Origin of the sequence: Xanthomonas axonopodis pv. maculifoliigardeniae (genome assembly GCF_041519315.1) — a bacterium.
GTDB lineage: Bacteria > Pseudomonadota > Gammaproteobacteria > Xanthomonadales > Xanthomonadaceae > Xanthomonas > Xanthomonas euvesicatoria.
Genome location: NZ_CP167998.1, coordinates 297,918 through 315,666 on the forward strand (window position 1 = coordinate 297,918; position 17,749 = coordinate 315,666).

At 65.9% G+C, this 17,749-nt stretch carries 17 protein-coding genes; 9 read left to right on the top strand and 8 right to left on the bottom strand.

The annotated features are described in order from the left end of the window. Window positions 1–109: 109 nt before the first annotated feature. Entirely contained in the window at window positions 110–1,828 is a 1,719-nt protein-coding gene (locus ACDH77_RS01275) for an ExeM/NucH family extracellular endonuclease (protein WP_071117906.1), read from the top strand. A gap of 293 nt (window positions 1,829–2,121) precedes the next feature. Here ACDH77_RS01275 and ACDH77_RS01280 read toward each other — a convergent pair whose 3' ends face one another. Then, the gene (locus ACDH77_RS01280; RefSeq protein WP_014089041.1) at window positions 2,122–2,517 is read right to left on the bottom strand and encodes a MerC family mercury resistance protein; all 396 of its coding nucleotides are present in this window, start codon (window positions 2,515–2,517) and stop codon (window positions 2,122–2,124) included. Between the two features lie 52 nt (window positions 2,518–2,569). Between ACDH77_RS01280 and ACDH77_RS01285 the strand changes: the two genes are divergently transcribed. After that, window positions 2,570–3,895 carry a GTP-binding protein gene (locus tag ACDH77_RS01285; protein WP_008572284.1) on the top strand — a complete coding sequence of 442 codons (1,326 nt, stop codon included), beginning with the start codon at window positions 2,570–2,572 and terminating at the stop codon, window positions 3,893–3,895. A 163-nt stretch (window positions 3,896–4,058) separates the two neighbouring features. Here ACDH77_RS01285 and xopR read toward each other — a convergent pair whose 3' ends face one another. Together xopR and ACDH77_RS01295 are read right to left on the bottom strand one after the other, a co-directional pair. Beyond that, on the bottom strand, window positions 4,059–5,273 hold the full coding sequence (gene xopR, locus ACDH77_RS01290; RefSeq protein WP_277612564.1) for a type III secretion system effector protein XopR: 1,215 nt from the start codon (window positions 5,271–5,273) through the stop codon (window positions 4,059–4,061). A 96-nt stretch (window positions 5,274–5,369) separates the two neighbouring features. Continuing rightward, window positions 5,370–6,245: an EamA family transporter gene (locus ACDH77_RS01295; protein WP_031420709.1), complete on the bottom strand. Its 876-nt coding sequence runs from the start codon at window positions 6,243–6,245 to the stop codon at window positions 5,370–5,372. Window positions 6,246–6,311: 66 nt separating this feature from the next. Between ACDH77_RS01295 and ACDH77_RS01300 the strand changes: the two genes are divergently transcribed. The 4 genes from ACDH77_RS01300 to ACDH77_RS01315 all read left to right on the top strand — a co-directional run bounded on the left by ACDH77_RS01300 (window position 6,312) and on the right by ACDH77_RS01315 (window position 9,548). Further along, entirely contained in the window at window positions 6,312–6,974 is a 663-nt protein-coding gene (locus ACDH77_RS01300; protein WP_014089045.1) for an alpha/beta hydrolase, read from the top strand. Between the two features lie 81 nt (window positions 6,975–7,055). Continuing rightward, a complete protein-coding gene (zapE, locus tag ACDH77_RS01305) occupies window positions 7,056–8,150 on the top strand; it encodes a cell division protein ZapE (protein ID WP_011345994.1) in 1,095 nt (364 codons plus the stop codon). Window positions 8,151–8,549: 399 nt separating this feature from the next. Then, complete coding sequence (locus ACDH77_RS01310) at window positions 8,550–9,011, top strand: MarR family winged helix-turn-helix transcriptional regulator (RefSeq protein WP_005912321.1); 462 nt, start codon at window positions 8,550–8,552, stop codon at window positions 9,009–9,011. Window positions 9,012–9,119: 108 nt separating this feature from the next. Continuing rightward, a complete protein-coding gene (locus ACDH77_RS01315) occupies window positions 9,120–9,548 on the top strand; it encodes an organic hydroperoxide resistance protein (protein WP_003488682.1) in 429 nt (142 codons plus the stop codon). A gap of 234 nt (window positions 9,549–9,782) precedes the next feature. On the opposite strand, the gene ACDH77_RS01320 is transcribed toward ACDH77_RS01315, so the two are convergent. Beyond that, window positions 9,783–10,586, bottom strand: a complete 804-nt coding sequence (locus ACDH77_RS01320) for a DUF2884 family protein (protein WP_338338498.1) — start codon at window positions 10,584–10,586, stop codon at window positions 9,783–9,785. A gap of 219 nt (window positions 10,587–10,805) precedes the next feature. Here ACDH77_RS01320 and ACDH77_RS01325 point away from each other — a divergent pair, with 219 nt between their 5' ends. Next, window positions 10,806–11,222 carry a hypothetical protein gene (locus tag ACDH77_RS01325; RefSeq protein ID WP_014089047.1) on the top strand — a complete coding sequence of 139 codons (417 nt, stop codon included), beginning with the start codon at window positions 10,806–10,808 and terminating at the stop codon, window positions 11,220–11,222. Between the two features lie 309 nt (window positions 11,223–11,531). Here the strand turns inward: ACDH77_RS01325 and xopE are convergent, their stop codons facing one another. The 3 genes from xopE to ACDH77_RS01340 all read right to left on the bottom strand — a co-directional run bounded on the left by xopE (window position 11,532) and on the right by ACDH77_RS01340 (window position 15,047). Further along, entirely contained in the window at window positions 11,532–12,734 is a 1,203-nt protein-coding gene (gene xopE / locus ACDH77_RS01330; RefSeq protein WP_372353682.1) for a XopE/AvrPphe family type III secretion system effector, read from the bottom strand. A 178-nt stretch (window positions 12,735–12,912) separates the two neighbouring features. Continuing rightward, window positions 12,913–13,941 (bottom strand): NADP-dependent oxidoreductase, encoded by a 1,029-nt coding sequence (locus ACDH77_RS01335; protein WP_277575248.1) that lies wholly within the window; start codon window positions 13,939–13,941, stop codon window positions 12,913–12,915. 134 nt (window positions 13,942–14,075) lie between these two features. After that, window positions 14,076–15,047, bottom strand: a complete 972-nt coding sequence (locus tag ACDH77_RS01340) for an aldo/keto reductase (protein WP_008572321.1) — start codon at window positions 15,045–15,047, stop codon at window positions 14,076–14,078. Window positions 15,048–15,281: 234 nt separating this feature from the next. Between ACDH77_RS01340 and ACDH77_RS01345 the strand changes: the two genes are divergently transcribed. Both ACDH77_RS01345 and ACDH77_RS01350 read left to right on the top strand, forming a co-directional pair. Continuing rightward, the gene (locus ACDH77_RS01345; protein WP_008572322.1) at window positions 15,282–16,136 is read left to right on the top strand and encodes a class I SAM-dependent methyltransferase; all 855 of its coding nucleotides are present in this window, start codon (window positions 15,282–15,284) and stop codon (window positions 16,134–16,136) included. Window positions 16,137–16,229: 93 nt separating this feature from the next. After that, entirely contained in the window at window positions 16,230–16,802 is a 573-nt protein-coding gene (locus ACDH77_RS01350) for a pseudouridine synthase (protein WP_218195841.1), read from the top strand. Window positions 16,803–17,131: 329 nt separating this feature from the next. Here ACDH77_RS01350 and ACDH77_RS01355 read toward each other — a convergent pair whose 3' ends face one another. Continuing rightward, entirely contained in the window at window positions 17,132–17,563 is a 432-nt protein-coding gene (locus tag ACDH77_RS01355) for a hypothetical protein (RefSeq protein WP_008572324.1), read from the bottom strand. Window positions 17,564–17,749: the final 186 nt, after the last annotated feature.

The window sequence follows — 17,749 nt, forward strand, 5'->3', positions numbered from 1 at the left end:
CCTGGCGGTCATTGACCATCGTTTGCTAGCCTGTTTCCGCGCTTTTTCGTTATCACGCGCCGCCTTTCCGGGCGGCGTTTGCGTTTGATCCACTCACTGGAGTCGTTCGATGTCGCCTCGCCCGCTGGTTGTGCTCGGTTTGGTTGGTCTGTTGGCCCCGTTGCTGTGCAGCGCCGCCGATGGTGCCGCGCAGCGGCTCTCGATTGCCGACGTGCAGGGCGAAGACAGCCGCAGCCCGTACGACGGTCGCGTGGTGGAGGTGGAAGCAATCGTCACCGCCGATACGCGCGCGGGGCTGGCCGGCCTGTTCGTGCAGCAGCCCGGGTTCGAACCGCGGCGCTCGCATGGCCTGTTCGTCACCGGGGCCGGCAATGCCGAGCTGGCGGTGGGCGACCGCGTGCGCATCGTCGGCACCGTGCGCGAGGTTTCGGCAGGTGGCGAGGCGAGCCTGACCACCGTGGACGCCAGCAGCATCGAGCGGCTTGCCAGTGGCCAGCCGGTGCCGGTGCGCATGCTCAGCGGCCCGCCGGCCAACTGGGAAGCGCTGGAAGGCGAGCACGTGCGCATCGCCTCGCTCACGCTCAATGGCAGCGACCGCCTGGATACGTACGGCGAGCTGGTCGCCGCGTTCGGCGGACGCCTGTGGCAGCCGAGCGAGGTCGCCGCTGCCGGCACGCCGGCGTTCGCGCAGGTGCAGGCCGATAACGCACGTCGTCGCGTGTTGCTGGACGATGCGCGCAACGGCCGCAGCCCCAAGACGGTGTCGTATCTGCCGGCCGATCCGGTGTTGCGCAGCGGCAGCCTGCTCAAATCGGTCGATGGCATCGTCGATCAACGCTACGACGGCAACTATCGCATCCAGGTGCTGAGCCCACTGACCTTGCCGGCGATGCCCACAGCCGTTGCGCCGCAGGTGGGCGGCGATCTGCGTATTGCCTCGTTCAACCTGGAGAATTTCTTCAACGGCAATGGCCGTGGCGGTGGCTTCCCGACCAAGCGTGGCGCACGCACGCACGAACAGTTCCAGGCGCAGCTGGCCAAGCTGGTCGCCACCATCGTGCCATTGGACGCCGACGTGGCTGCGTTGATGGAAGTGGAAAACGACGGCAACGGCGCCGATGCGGCGGTATCGCAACTGGTGGCCGCGCTCAACGCTGCCGGCAAGGACAAGGATTGGCAGTTCGTCGATACCGGCAGCGGCCCGGGCGACGATGCGATCCGGGTCGGCATCCTCTATCGCAGCTCGCAGGTCACCCCGGTCGGCGAGCCGGCCACGCTGACCGGCGGGCCGTTCGAGAACCACAGTCGCGTGCCGCTGGCGCAGGCGTTTCGCAGTGCGCGCGGAGCCACCTTCGTGGTGGTCGCCAATCACTTCAAGTCCAAAGGCTGCGGCAACGCCAGCGGTGCCGACGCCGATCAGCAGGACGGCCAGGCCTGCTGGAATGCCACCCGGACCGAATCGGCCAAGCGGTTGCACCAGTGGTTGCAGACCGACCCCACTGGCGCGCAGACCAAGCTCGCCGTGCTGCTGGGCGACTTCAATGCCTATGCGATGGAAATGCCGATGCGCAGCCTGCGCGCCAGCGGCTGGCAGGACGCGTTTGCAGTGGCCGGTGTGAAGCAGCCCTACAGCTACGTTTACGACGGCCTGAGCGGGCGCCTGGACCATGCGTTGCTCAGCCCGGCGATGGCCAAGCAGCTGCGTGGCGCGGCCGAATGGCATATCAATGCCGATGTCATGGACGACGCCGGCTACGCCAAGCGCAACCTGCCGGGGCCGTGGCGCAGCTCCGATCACGACCCGGTGTTGCTGGGTTTTTCGTTGTAGCGCTGCCGATCGTGGCTGTGCACGCTGCACGCGTGCCAAGGCGAATTGGGGACGCGCGTGCTGCTGCAAACCGGGCGGTCATCGAGGATTGCGTAGGCCGTCGTCAAGCCAAGCGGACGCGGCGGACGATGACGCGAAGGTGATCACGGCGGCAGCACTGACGCCGACGCCGACGCGCGGCATGCGTTGAGGTGGTCGAGCCCAGCAGGGCGCGCATCGACCACCGATGCGTGCCCCACCTCCCTTCCCGCCTGGCGACCGCTCTGGCGATGGTGCCGTACGCCGATCGGTCGCTAGTTCGCGCATGTCCCATGTCGGCGACGCAGCCGCAGATTGAGCAGATGCGTGCTGGCCAGCAGCAGGCTGCCGGCGACCGTGACCGGTGTTTCCAGCGCATCGCCGACCAGACCGCTCGCTCCAATCACCAGCCCGGCCAGTCCGCACAGCGCCAGCACCCAGACCGGCGCCGGCAGGGCGTGCCGGCGATGCGTGCTCCATAGCGCGTAGCCGCTCAGCGGCACCGCCGCCGTGGCGAACATCACATGTATCCACTCGGCCCGGCTCCAGGCGCCCAGTAGCGGGAGCGTGGCGGCCAGCAGCGGCAGGGCGAGGCAATGCAACAGGCATAACCCGGACAAGGCGATGGCCGAGCTGTCCAGCAGGGAGGCGGTGGCGCGCATCAGAAGCATCCGGTCCAGTAAGTGTTATATAGTAACACTCCTTTCCCGCCAGGTTCTCAGGATGTCTCTGTCCCCCCAGCGCGATGCGCGCCTTCCCGTCACCGTGTTGTCCGGCTTTCTGGGTGCGGGCAAGACCACCTTGCTCAACCGCATCCTGCACAACCGCGACGGCTTGCGGGTGGCGGTCATCGTCAACGACATGAGCGAGGTCAACATCGACGCGCAGCTGGTTCGCGAGGGCGGCGCGGCGTTGCGGCGCACCGAAGAGACGCTGGTGGAATTCAGTAACGGCTGCATTTGCTGCACGCTGCGCGACGATCTGCTGCAGGAAGTGCGGCGGCTGGCCGAGCAGGGTCGCTACGACTATCTGCTGATCGAATCGACCGGTATTGCTGAGCCGATGCCGGTGGCAGCCACCTTCGCGGTGCGCGATGCCGATGGTTTCAGCCTGTCGGACATCGCCCGGCTGGACACCATGGTGACGGTGGTGGACGGCAGCCATTTCCTGGAAGACTTCGGCTCGGCTGCCACGCTGGCCGACCTGGGCCAGCAAGCCGGCCCGGACGACACGCGCGGGCTGGTGCAGTTGCTGGGCGAACAGGTGGAGTTCGCCGATGTGCTGGTGATCAGCAAGTGCGACCGCATCGACGCGCAGCAGCTGCAACGCCTTCGCGCCGTGTTGCGCGCGCTCAACCGCGACGCGGCAATTGTGGATGCCGCGCACGGCGAAGTGCCGCTGCAGCAGCTGCTGGACACCGGGCGTTTCGATTTCACCCGTGCGCAGCTGGCGCCGGGCTGGATGCAGGAGCTGCGCGGCCAGCACACGCCCGAGACCGAGGAATACGGCATCAGCAGCTTCGTGTACCGCGCACGCCGGCCATTCCATCCGCAGCGCTTCGCGCGCATGGTGCACAGCGGCTTGCCGCAGGTGATCCGCAGCAAGGGCTTCTTCTGGCTGGCCAGTCGCATGGATTGGGTGGGTGAACTGTCCAGCGTGGGCGGTGCCACCCAGACCAGCGCGGCCGGGTTCTGGTTCGCTGCGCGCCACCGTGTGGATGCGCAGTCGGTCGGCCAGCCGCTGCAGACCAGCGTCACGCCACTGCCATACACCGATATCGGCTGGCAGCGGCAACAGACGCAGTGCTGGACCGCGCCACTGCCGCAACCGCACGAGGTGGGCGATGCCAACGAATACGCCGCGATGCAGCGGTTGTGGCATCCGCTCTGGGGCGACCGCCGCCAGGAGCTGGCGGTGATCGGCGTGGACATGGATGCACCGCGCACACGCGCCGCGCTGGACGCGTGCCTGCTCAGCGACCAGGAACTACGGCAGGGGCCGGCGCAATGGCAACTGCTGGACGACCCATTTCCGCACTGGGCGCGTTGAAGGCAGCACTGCTGCCGCCCGACAGGCGAGCCGCGGACATCGCCAGTCCCATTGCACTGGCGAGATCGCAGTTTTGGTCAACGGCACGCTGTGTCGTGGCTGACGCCAGGGCGTGCGTGGGCGCTGGCGGTCCGCGGACGCTTTGCGCGCAACGACGACGCGCTCAATAGCCGTTGTTGATCGCCTCCTGATGGTCGTCGCGTTCGTTCTGCTCGGACAGCGCACGCTCCTGCGGCGTGGTGGGGATGCTGTCCATCAAGCGTGGCGCACCCATCCGATGCAACTGGTCGTCGGTGCGCTTGACCATGTCTTCCAGCGCCAGCACGTTGGTATAGCCCTGCATCATGCGTTCCAGGCGTCGGATCTTGTCGGGCGGAGCATCGCTCTCCTTCAAGGATTGCAGGCGCCGCTGCGCGCGCGTGTAATACCGTGCCATCTTGGTCATGTCGATATTTTCGCGGACCGCAAGCAACGCACGGCGATTGGACTGCATCACGTCATATTGGACCATGGCCAGCCGACTGCTGGTGGTCCTCGGCGCAGCGATCTTCTCCAATGGCGCCAGCGCCGCCAACATCCCATCGAGCTGCCGATCGCGCACGGCGTCGCGCTCGGCGATCAGGGCCGCTCGCATCTCGAACACCGACCTTTCCTGCGGGCTAGGCGCCCGGCGCTCCTTGTAGAGGCGCCGGCCGATGTTATGGCACTGCTCGTTGAGCGCGGCCAATTCCAGATTCATGTTGCGCACCGGGCGTAGCCGCCTGGACGGCGAGGGCGGAGCCGGTGTCGCCGCTTTCGGGGAAGCAGCCGGTGCCGGCCGCACGGGGAACGTCGGCTGCTGCGGCGGCCGTAGCGGTTCGCGCCTGGCCACGTTTGGAACCTGCTGCTGCCGCTGTTGCTCGGGAGCGCGTTGACGTTGCTGAAAGCGTTCTGACGCGCGTGGCGGCGACGGCGGTTGCTGCGGTGGCGCTGCTGTGTATATCGGCGCACGATTGCGCGGCTGAGGCATCGCCTCGGGCGCCTTCCATCGCGCATCGACGCCAGCCTGCAGTGCCGGTGGACGCGGGTGCGTGCCTTGCCTGGCAGCGTTCGGTGCCGATGTGGCCAGCGTAGGCTGGCTCTGCGCCGTTTTCGTGGCTGGCGCTCCCATGCACATCGACGGCAGCTGTTTGCGTAGCATGGCCAGCGACTTGCGTGCCGAAGCCAGCATGCCTTGCCGCGATTTGGCCGCGCCCTGCGCGGTGCCGGCCTTGGGCGCGTGAGACAGCAGGTGCGGCGACGGCGTCGCACCTGCTGTCGCTGCCGTATCGGTGGCTGCCGGATTGAACGGCTCCGGGGCAACCGGATGAGTGCTGCGAAAGAACGAAGTCAGGCGCATCACAAACTCCCGCGGGAATGCACGCTCATGCTAGCGACCGCCAACCGGCGCGGAAGGCGGATGGCGAACCGACGTCGCGCAGGCCGAAAGCGGGCGTCAACCCAGACGTATTCCCCAGGCGATCGCCGCGATGGCCGGTGCGGCCAGTGCCAGCCCCAACCAGCCGCGCAGGCCCAGGCGTTCGGCAAATCCCAATGTGCCCACCAGTGCCCCCAGCACGACCACACCCAGATTCATGCTGGCAAACACGGTCGCCGGGCTGTGCGGCAGCAGCTGGTGGGCACGTACGTAACACAGGATGTTGCCGAAATTGAGCGCACCCAACAGCACGCCGGCAAGCATGCTGCGGGTGCTCAGGCGTGCGCCACGTGCCCAACGCACGCTCTGCACGCCAAGCATCAGCAAGAAGGCCAGCGCAAAGCACAAGGTCAACGAGGTCAGCGATGGTGTCCCGGCCTGCGCGATGTGCTTGAGCAGCAGGTCGATGAGCGCAAAGCCCATCCAGACGCCAATCAGCCAGGGCAGGCCGGTTGTGCTCGGCAGCGGATCGGTCGCTAGGTGCTGACGGGGGCGTCGCACGATGCACACGATGGCCGCCATGCCCAGCGCAAGCCCTGCCAGTTTCCAGCCATTGACCGGTTCGCCGAAAACGGTGAAGGCGGCGGCCAACGAGAGCACCAGCGACAAGCGTTGCGCGACATCGGTGCGCACGACGCCGGCCACCGCGACCGACCGCGCCAGCACCAGGAAGATGGAAGGCAGCGCCACGGCCAACAGCAGCAACGCCAACCAGGGAGTGGTCGTGGCGCTTAGCGTGTCCAGCGCCGGATGCAGGATCAGCCAGGCCAGGAGTGCAGCGGTGGCGTAGTTCCAGGTAATGGCCTGAAACACGTCGATCTGGTGGCGTGGCGCAAGCTTCAACAGCACCGACACCAGGACACTGCAGACAACGGCAAACAGCAGAAAATGCATGGGCAACGCAACGAAGTGTGCAGGCAGGGCGATGAACGCGGCCGGCGGGGCGGCTATTATGCAGGCATGTCCAATCCCTCATTCCCCACCGAATCGGCTGCGTTGACCTTGGACGGGCCGGTCGGCCCGCTGGATGTCGCGGTCGATCTGCCCGAGCCGGATGTTGCCGCACACGCGGTCACCGCCATCTTCTGCCATCCGCTCTCCACCGAGGGCGGCAGCATGCACAACAAGGTCGTCACCATGGCCGCGCGCGCGCTGCGCGAGCTGGGCATCACCGTGGTGCGCTTCAATTTTCGCAGCGTCGGCAATTCGGCCGGCGCGTTCGACCATGGCGATGGCGAGCAGGACGACCTGCGTGCGGTTGCCGAGTGGGTGCGTGCGCAGCGGCCAGGCCACACGTTGTGGTTGGGCGGTTTCAGCTTCGGCGCGTATGTCTCGTTGCGCGCCGCCGGCTCGCTCGAACCGCAGGTGCTGATCTCGATCGCGCCGCCGGCCGGGCGCTGGGATTTCAGCGACATCCAGCCGCCGGCGCAATGGTTGGTGATCCAGGGCGATGCCGACGAGATCGTCGACCCGCAGGCGGTCTACGACTGGTTGGAAACGCTGGAGCAGCAACCCGAGCTGGTGCGCATGCCCGACACCAGCCATTTCTTCCACCGCAAATTGATCGACCTGCGCGGTGCGATCCAGCATGGTGTCCGGCGCTGGTTGCCGGCCGCAGCCTGACCGCGGCACGGCCCACGCGTATCGCCAGGCGATGCGCTGTTGAGCGGTCCGCGCAACAGCCGGCGGCCCGCGGAGAATGCAATGAGTGAGATGACCCCGTCGCAGCGCTACGCCGCCGGCGTACAACGCGGCGACTGGCGCGCCGACCCTGCGCAGCAGGCGGCCTTGGCCGAGCTGGACCGCATCCACGAGGCGCTGGTGGACAGCGCGCAAGATGGTTGGCTGGACCGGCTGTCGGCGTTCTGGAAAAAGCCCGAGCCGGTACGCGGCTTGTACTTCTGGGGCGGTGTCGGGCGCGGCAAGACCTTTCTGGTCGATCTGTTCTACGACGGCCTGCCGATCAAGCAGAAATACCGCACCCACTTCCACCGCTTCATGCGCGGCGTGCACGAGCAGTTGCGCGAGCACGCCGGGCAAAGCGATCCGCTGGCACGCATCGCCCAGCAGTGGCGCGAGAACCTGCGCGTGCTGGTGCTGGACGAATTCTTCGTTACCGATATCGGCGATGCGATGCTGCTGGCACGTTTGCTCGAACGCCTGTTCGCCGAAGGCGTGACGCTGGTGACCACGTCCAACACCGCGCCGGAAAACCTCTATGCCAACGGCTTGCAGCGCGACAGTTTCATGCCGGCGATCGGGTTGCTGCAGAAGTTCTGCGTGGAGCTCTACGCCGAAGGCACCGAGGATTACCGCATGCGCGCGCTGACGCGTTCGCCGGTGTATCGCGCGCCGTTGGATGCGCAGGCCGACGATTGGCTTGCGCAGCGGTGGGCCGAGTTGAGCGGCAACGCCGAGGCGCGTGCCGGCAATATCGAAATCGAGGCGCGCAAGATTCCGGTGCGCGCACGCGGCAAGAGCATCGCCTGGTTCGATTTTGCTGCGCTGTGCGAAGGCCCGCGCGGACCCAGCGACTACATCGAGATTGCGCGCGAGTTCACCACCGTGTTGCTGGGCGGTATTCCGCACTTCGACCGCATGAACGAAGACGCCGCGCGCCGCTTCGTCAACCTGATCGACGAGCTGTACGACCGCCATGTCAATCTGGTCTGCACCGCGCAAGACGCACCGCCGGCCCTATACAGCGGCCAGCGCCTGGCCGGTGCATTCGAGCGCACCGCTTCGCGCCTGATCGAAATGCAGAGCGCGGAGTATCTGGCAACGGCGCATCGCGCGTGAGTCGGTCATCGGATAGGCGATGACCTGTGCGATTGCCACTGCCGTGCATGTGCGGTGGTGGCACTGCACTGCCGGCAGCGTGACCGCTCAACTGCGGTTGACGACGATAGTCGGGTTGTTGCTGGTACGTCCTTCAATTCCTTCGTGGAGCCGATGAGGCGCCCCAGGTGATGCCGTGCGCATCCGGCGATCGTGATACGTGCCGCCGCCATGTCACGCGCGGCTGTGGCATCCCTGCCACAGCGCCTGATCCTGCAGCGCTACTGCGAAGGCCCCAGCTCCCAGCCAGCGTCCGAAGTTCTGGTCGCAATGGCCGATGGTCCCTCACGGAGCCAAGCCGCAGAGGACACCCTGATAAATCGCTTGCAATTAGATCGCGCACTATTTAAATTGCGCCCCATGGACACCGCCACGGCCACCACTGCCCGCACCGATGCGCTGCTGCAGCTCGACAACCAGCTGTGCTTTGCGTTGTATTCGGCCAACCTGGCGATGCACAAGCTCTACCGCGGCTTGCTGAAGGCGCTGGACCTGACCTACCCGCAGTACCTGGTCATGCTGGTGCTGTGGGAGACCGATGAACGCAGCGTGTCGGAGATCGGCGAGCGCCTGTACCTGGATTCGGCCACGCTCACGCCGTTGCTCAAGCGTCTGCAGGCGGCCGGGCTGGTGACCCGCACGCGTGCGGCCAACGACGAGCGCCAAGTCATCATCGCGTTGACCGAGACCGGCCGTGCGTTGCGCAGCAAGGCGGGCGCGGTACCGGAACAGGTGTTTTGTGCGTCGGCCTGTTCGTTGGACGAACTGCGTCAACTCAAGCAGGAACTGGAGAAGCTACGCTCCAGCCTTGGCGCCGGGTGAGCTTCCGGCATGTGCACTGTTTTGCAACGCGTCGTACACGATTCAATCGTCAACTATTGAACCTATTGAACCCTCATGCGCCCCTCGCGCTCACCCTGGAGAACCACCATGGCCTCACCTGAAAAAGTCCTCTACACCGCCCACGCCACTGCCACCGGCGGCCGCGAAGGCCGTGCCGTGTCCTCGGACAAGGCGCTGGACGCCAAGTTGTCCACCCCGCGCGAGCTCGGCGGCGCCGGCGGCGACGGTACCAATCCGGAGCAGCTGTTCGCAGCCGGTTACGCTGCCTGTTTCATCGGTGCGATGAAGGCCGTCGCCGCACAGGACAAGCTCAAGCTGCCGGGCGAAGTGAGCATCGACAGCAGCGTGGGCATCGGCCAGATCCCGGGCGGCTTCGGCATCGTCGTGGAACTGCGTATCGCCGTGCCGGGCATGGACAAGGCCGAACTGCAGACGCTGGTCGACAAGGCCCATCAGGTCTGCCCGTACTCCAATGCGACCCGCGGCAATATCGACGTCACCCTGACCCTGGCGTAATGCAGGCCAGGCCGCGATGCGCAGTGCGTGTCACGGTTTCAACGACGGCCCGGCGCATGCGTCGGGCCGTTGTGCGTTGTGGCTTGAGAAGATTGCAGGTTAGCGCACGCATTGCCCGGCGATGACGCGCCAGCGGGCACTTCGGCGTCGCCTGTCATGGCATGCGCCGCGCGGCGTACGCACCGTGACGCACGGCAAGCGCATCGAGCAGACGCGCGCAAGGCGACACGCTGCTTAGCGCCTCGCCGTAGCCGCCACGCCAGTGGAGGCCACGACATCCGCCGGCTGCGGGTGCGCGTTGAGTTCCAGCATCTGCAAGCGCTCGCCGTTGAAGCGGTACTCCAGCGCTTGCTGCACGGCGTAGAGCGCTTGCGCCCGCACGCACAGGGTGCGGGCCTGCGCTTGGAGCGCGTCGCTGCGGCCCTGCATCTGCTGCTGCATCTGCGCATCCAATTGCTCGCCGCGGCGCTCCAACTCCGCAGCGCGTCCGCTCATCACCGTCCACATCATGCTGCGGGTGAGGCTGCCGGCCAGCTCCTCGGCGGCATGTTCGACGTTGGCTTCAAAGCGTTCGTCGAACAACGCTTGCTCCCACCGTCCACGCCCGAGGCTGCCATCGACCTGCGCCCGTGCTGCCGTGCGCAATTGCTCCACCTTGCGCCGCTGGCGCGCGCTGCCGGACAGCACGTGCACCACGCCATTGAGCGCATCGAACGTGATGTCGACCACCGACTGGGCAACCGACGCCACCGCCGGCATCAACGCGCGCGTGCCTTGCTCCAGCTCGCGCAGGCGTTGCGCGTCGGCGGCGCTGACCGGCTGTGGTTGGCGGTCCACGTTGAGCTCGCCACCGTGGAAAAAGATCTCGCGCGGCAGGCCCTGTTTGCGGCGCAGCCAGATACCGCCGGTATCTGCGAGCACGTCGTAGGAGGTGCTGACCGTGCATTGCTGCGAGGACAGCCGCGGCGTTGCGGTCTGGGCCTGTGCGGCGCAGGCCACCAGCAGCCACAACGGTGCGAAGAACACGGTGCTGCGCATGCGGTGGCCTTGGGAATCGGGCCTTCAGCATTGCGCACGGTGCAGGGCGCCGCCATGGGAAGGAAGTCAGGGTGCCGCCGGTGCGCGTCGACAGGCGGTTGCAGCGAAGCGTGAACCCGGTCGAGCATCGGCGCACTGACGGCATTCAAACGACGCGCTCACTTGATTCTCACGGCTGATGGTGTGAATTATGTTGCACAGCAGCATCGGAGCCACGCAATGCTCGACCCACGCATCGAAAAGGTAGACCTGGCGCTTACCGAGATTGCCCAGGACCCGTCGGAAAAGGTGGCGCTGTGGCAATGGGCATGCCGCGAGATGCTGCACGAGACGCTGATCGGCATGCACCAGCTTTCGCATCTGGCCGGCATCGCCCGGCAGGTGGCCAACGACTGGCGCGAGCCGGTGGATGTCATCGCTCCCGCAAAGCCCTACCTGGCCGCGTCGGCGCTTGCCGACCGCCGTCTGCCGCAGGTGCTCGACGGCCTGGGCAGCACGCGCGACGACAACGACCGCGCCACCCTGTGGCGATTGCGTTACGCGAGCCTGATCGCCTCGACCCTGCAAGGCATGCAGGCGCTTGCCGAAAAGCACCGCATCGACCGCCAGGCGATGGCAATCGGGCCGTTGAACTAGCGGCGATCGGGCCGCACCTCGCGGTTATGTGTCGTGCACGTGGCTAACAGCTGACGCTTGCGCGTCCGTTCAAAGGCGCATCTCACCCGGCAGCATTACCGGATCATCTTCAACCCGAGGTTTCTGCACGGGCCGTGCATCACGACACGGTCTTGCGCACAGGCTGCCGGTGCCGCGCAGCTGAATTCCACCGTCTACCAACAACGTATTGCGCAGCAAAGGTGTTCGGCGGGCCGCCATCAGCCCATCAGGCCGATGACGGGGTACCGCTGAACGATCAGGCAGCTGTTCGCCTGATCGAAGGGGCGTTCATCTCGCCACCGTGACAGGCGGGCGCCACCCGCGTCGATACCAGAAAGCCTGCCTTGCATTGGTCCGGGCATTGGTGACAAAACGCTTCAGCCGTGTGTGAGAAGTTGGCGCCCAACTCAAGGGAGGGCGACCCAAGGCATCCAGGCGCGCTGCATCTTTCAGGATCGCTGTCGTCGTGCGCGGCGAGATGGGCTGTGCGTCATCCAGTCCGTAGGCTTGCCGCGCCGCATCGGCGGCCAGCGCCTTACGCGTCCGCGGCGATAACTCTTGCAGCCTCTGGCGCGTACTTTGGACCAGGTCGGGGGCGATGACCGGAGTTGAGGCATAGATCTTGCGAGGTACGGGCGGGGTGCGAACGACGCTCTCCACGCCGCGCAGATGTGCATGGAACTCGGTTTGCGGATCCTCGATTTCGGCTTGCAATGCGCGGGTCCTGGCCAGCGCATCGATTGCACCCGGCTTGTCGAAGCGCTCAATCGGATAGGTGGATGTGCGGTGGTATGTTCCGGCCCAGCGCGAATCCCTGAGTAGAACCGCCGGACCATCGGACCACGAGTCGAGAACGACGGCCGAGTCTTGGGCCTCTGCCGAGCCTGGAGGCTGGTACAGCGCGTACATGTGGGCGCACGCTTGGTCACAGACGTTGGTTATCTGCCCGCCACCCTCCATGCGGGCCGCATGCCGGCGTGTGTTGATCGCTGCGTTTTGGTCACAATTGCCTGCGCTGACAGCCAGCGCGCAACCTGCCATCAAATTGATGTCATGTTTCCCGGGCCAGTAAGACAGGAAACTGTAAGACAGGTAACTACAGGTGGAGCTGCGCCCATTGCTGAGCCGAAAATCGCTCTCGATATTGCCTCGTCCATGATGCAAGGCCAGCCGTGTCTCGTGCACCGTTGCCGTAGCGTCGGCCAGGCGTTGACGGTCGCGAACGTCTTCAATGGGCCTGCCGCTGAGGCGCATTCCGAGTTGGTAGGCGGCCTGCTGGACTTCGTGCGGCTGCAGGGTCGGTTTCCCGGAGCGCCTCCGCCTCGCACGGGCAGCGCCGAGTCTCGCCAAGCCCTGCAGGCTAGGCGGCACCGATGGCTCGGGTAAAGGCGCGGGGGCGGTGACCTGCTCTGAGGCAGAGCTTTCGGGATGCTCAGGTGACGCTGCCACGCTCGACCCAGACATCGCCGGCTTTGAAATGCATAGTCCCATGTCGCTCTCCGATCATGAACCCCGCACCCAGTGTGGCAAGGTGCTCGGCGAACGTTGCTGGTTCGCCGAAGTCGTGTGTGGGATCACGAATGATTGGCGCTGGCGCCGCCGCGCATTGGGTTGCTTGGGAATGGAAAATCGCAAGCGCGAAGGGTGTAGAGAGGCACGACGAATGCCGTTAGTCCAGAGCGACCACGGCCTTGCCGAAGTTCTTGCCGCGCAACACGTCGATCAGGCCCTGCGGGGCGCTGTCCAGGCCGTGCAGCACGTGCTCGCGGTACTGAATTTTGTCTTCGCGCAGCCACTGGCCCATTTCGCGCAGGAAGGCAGGCATCAGGCGGATGAAATCGTGCTGGATGAAGCCGCGCACCGTCAGGCGTTTGCGCAGCACCTGGCCCATGAAGTCGGGCAGGCGATCCGGGCCGGGGTGGGCTTGCCCGCGGCTGTTGTAGGTCGCGATCACGCCGCAGACCGGGACGCGTGCAAAGTCGTTGAGCTGCGGCAGCACCGCATCGAACACCTTGCCGCCAACGTTTTCGAAATAGATGTCGATGCCGTCCGGCGTTGCAGTGCGCAACTGCTCTGCAAAGTCGTCGGCGCGGTGGTCCAGCGCCACGTCCACCTGCAGTGTGTCACGCAGGTAACGTACTTTTTCTTCGCCACCGGCAATGGCGACCACGCGCAGGCCCTGCAGGCGTGCCAGCTGCGCCACCGTGGCGCCGACCGGGCCGCTGGCGGCAGCGACCACCAGCGTTTCGCCGGGCTGTGGCTTGCCGATTTCATGCAGGCCCGCATACGCGGTAAACCCGGGCATGCCATAGACGCCGAGCGCGGTGCTCAGTGGCAGGCTGTCGTCCTTGGGCAGCTTGCGCAGGGGTGTCGTGGGGGTCAACAGGCTATGCGTCTGCCAGCCGCCGGGCAGCACCAGCAGATCGCCAGGCTGATAGTCGGCGTGATTGGACGCAATGACTTCGCCGACGGTGCCGCCTTCCATCACGGCATCGATGGCCACTGGCGCGGCGTAAGAGGGACCTTCGTCCATGCGGCCACGCATATACGGGTCCAGCGACAGGAAGCGATTGCGGACCAGAATCTGGTCGTGGCCGGTCGGTGCGACGGCGACCTCTTCGATGCGGAAATTGTCGGCGCTGGGTTCTCCGTGCGGGCGCGATGCCAGCACGATGCGGCGGTTGATGATGGACGTCATGGGGAATGGCTCGTAGGCAGTCCGCGCGTGGGCGGTCGGGTGAGCACGGCCGCTGTGCGGCTGCGCGGGAGAGTACTGTCACAGGCGCAGCAGGGTGCATGGTCGGCACACAACGCGACATGCCCCCTGATGCACTAGCGCGTTGCCGATGACTCCGGCGCGCTGGCGCTGTCCAGTTGCGCGATCTGATCGGCGCTGAGCGCCACGCGTGCGGCTGCAAGCACATCGTGCAACTGGGTCACGCTGGTGGCGCTGACGATCGGCGCGGTCAGGCCGGGGCGTGCGATCAGCCAGGCCAGCGCAATCTGCGCAGGCGTTGCATTGTGCGTCACGGCCAGATCGTCCAGCGCCTGCAGGATGCGCAGGCCACGCGGGTTGACGTACTGCTTGACCACCGATGCACCGCGTGCGCTGCTCTTGCCGGCGTCGTCGGCGCTGCGATATTTGCCGGTGAGAAAGCCGCTGGCCAGCGAGTAATAGCTGATCACGCCCAGCTCGCGTTCGCGCACGAGGGGCTCCAGCTCGGCTTCGTAACCGGCGCGGTCGTACAGGTTGTATTCCGGCTGCAGGCTTTCGTAGCGCGGCAGTTTGTACTGCTCGGAAATATCCAGCGCATCGCGCAGGCGCGCAGCACTGTAGTTGGACGCGCCGATCGCACGCACCTTGCCTTGCTCAATCAGTCGGCCGAATGCCGCCAGCGTTGCTTCCAGCGGAATCGATTCGTCGTCTTCGTGCGCCTGGTACAGATCGATCACATCGGTCTGCAGACGCGTCAGCGAATCTTCCACCGCTGCTGCGATGTTGTCCGGCGACAGGCCGGGATGCTCGCTCCACTTGGCGACCTTGGTGGCGATCAGCACCTTGTCGCGCTTGCCGCTGCGCGCAAGCCAGCGCCCGATGATGGTTTCCGATTCGCCGCCGCGATTGCCCGGCACCCAGCCGGAGTAAGCATCGGCCGTATCGATGAGATTGAAGCCGGCATCCACGAATGCATCGAGCAAGGCAAACGAGGTCGCCTCGTCCGCGCTCCAGCCGAACACATTGCCGCCGAAGACGATCGGTTGAACCTGCAGGCCGGAGCGGCCGAGTGCGCGGGGTTGGGTCATCGTGGATGCTCCTGATTCGAACTGGCAACAGGATAGTCACGCACACCGATGTTGCGTGTGACATCTGCGTGGATTCAGCGTTCCGCCGATCGTCCCCAGCAGCTCACAGGATCTGAACATGTCGGCGACGGGGGACGCGGCAACAGGCCTTGTGCGAATGCACGACGGGCACATGGCAGGCCCTGGAGCGCATGCTAGGCTCGCGCTACTTTTTCCCCGGATGAGGGTGCTGCGATGATCGGCAACAAGCTGGCCTGTGCATGTGTGATGGGTGTGGTGGTGGCGATGAGCGCGCCGCTGGCGATGGCGGTGAAGCCTGCCGATAGCGCGAGCTTGCCCGCGCCCGACGCCGCATTGCAGGCGGCCATCAACGGCAACTGGCGCGACCGCGTGTACGTGCAGCGCGATCAGTATCGCCATCCCGGTCAGACGTTGGCGTTCTTCGGCATCAAGCCGACCCAGACCGTCATCGAAATTACTCCCGGCGGCGGCTGGTATTCGGAAATCCTGGCGCCGTACCTGCGCGAAAAGGGCAAGTACGTGGCCGCGGTGGTCGACCCGGCGTCGGCACCGGAAGGCCGCAGCCGCGAATATGCGCAGCGTGCGCGCGACGAGCTGGAGAAGAAGTTCCATGCCAAGCCGGAGGTGTATGGCAAGCCCTCGCTCGTGTCGTATGTGCCCAAGTCGCCTTCCTTTGGCGTGGACAACTCCGCCGACCTGGTGCTGACCTTTCGCAACGTGCACAACTGGCGCATGGCCGGCACTGCCGAGGCGATGTTCGCCGGCTTCTACAAGGTGCTTAAGCCCGGCGGCGTGCTTGGCGTGGTCGAACATCGCGCCAAGGCCGATGTGCCGGCCGACGACAAGAGCGGCTACGTTGGCCAGGCACAGGTGATTGCAATGGCCGAAGCCGCCGGTTTCACCCTGGTTGGCAAGAGCGAGGTCAACGCCAACCCGCGCGACACCAAGGATTACCCGGGCGGTGTGTGGACGCTGCCGCCCAGCAACAGCCATGACAAGGCCGACGATGCCAAGTACCAGGCCATCGGCGAGAGCGACCGCATGACCTTGAAGTTCGTCAAGCGCTGACGCCCGGCTGCATGCCGGCGCGTTGCGCGTGTCGGCATGCAGATGTTTGACGTCATCAGGGCATGTGCAGCGCGTCGCGCAACAGGATTGGCAATGTTGGTGTTGTTGAACAAACCCTACGGTGTGCTCTCGCAATTCAGCGACCGCTCGCAGCCGCCCAAGCGCACGCTGGCCGAATTCGGCTTGCCGCCCGATGTGTATGCCGCAGGCCGTCTGGACCATGACAGCGAAGGCTTGCTGTTGCTGACCGACGACGGTGCATTGGCGCATCGGCTGACCGATCCGCGCCACAAACAGCCCAAGACGTACTGGGTCCAGGTGGAGGGCGCGCCACAGCCCGAACAACTGCAGGCGTTGCGCGACGGGGTGGTGCTCAACGATGGACCCACCCGGCCGGCACAGGTGCGCATGCTCGACCCGGCACCGCAGCTGTGGCCGCGCGATCCTCCGGTGCGCGTGCGCAAGACCGTGCCCGATGCCTGGCTGGAGCTGCAGATCACCGAAGGCCGCAACCGTCAGGTGCGGCGCATGACCGCGGCGGTGGGCTTGCCGACCTTGCGCCTGGTGCGCGTGGCCATCGGCGATTGGCGGCTGGACGCGCTTGCACCTGGGCAGTGGCGCGCTGAAGACACCGCCAGCGCGCGCCCGAGCCGAAGCCGGCGCTGAGGTGTGGCGTCTGTGACGGGCGCGGTACGCGTGGCAGGGCGGCAAGGCGTTTAGCCGCTGACAAGACGTTCGCGTCGCCGGCGGGCGCAATGACCGGAGCGTGTGAGCGGGGAGATCCTGTTCTTGTCTCCCGCTTCGCCTGAGCCACGTATGGCCGACCGTTATTCGATGGGTTCGATGGTCGTCCCATCATCTGACGCAGACGGCACGCAGCGTGGGCCCCTCAATCGCTGACATCGATGCATTGCGCTGCACGCAGACATGCATGCCACAAACGAAAACGCCACGGCTTGGTGCCGTGGCGTTTTTGCATGACTTCGCGCGTTGGCTTATTCGATGCCGTCACTCGGGGTCACTGCACCGCGGCGCTGGTAGGCGGCACGGCGTGCGTTGGCATTGCTGGCATGTTCGCGATCCAGACGATGCACATTGCCGCCGAGCACCTGCTGGTCACGCTGACGCTTGCGGTACACCGCATAGCCGATCAGGCCCAGGCCTGCGACCGCGGCAGCAACCGTCACGGCCGGGTTGCGCTTGACCAGTTTGCTGGCGGCCTTGCCACCGGTGCGCACTGCGCCGAGTGCGGCGCCGGTCTTGAGCCATTCGCTTGCGCTCGGTCCGAAATGACGCAGGCTGCTGCCGGCGTGGCGTGCCTGGTCGCCCGCGTTGGACGCGGCATGACGCAGCTGGTCGCCCGCAGTGCCGGCCAGTTCCAGGGCACGCTCCAGGGCGCGTTCGGTGATCACAGTCAGCTTGCTCATCGGAGGCGTTTCCTTTCTGAGTACGTGATCTGCAGTCTGTGCGCTGATGCGTATAGGCGGCGTTAGCGGGACCGGGTGCCGTTTGGCTTACGGTTAGGTAGTGCGCCGCGGTGGATTCCGAGCGCCCGTCTGTTTCACCGCCGCCGCGGGTCCGTGCGTTTCAGGTGCCGCGTGGCTTTGCTCTGT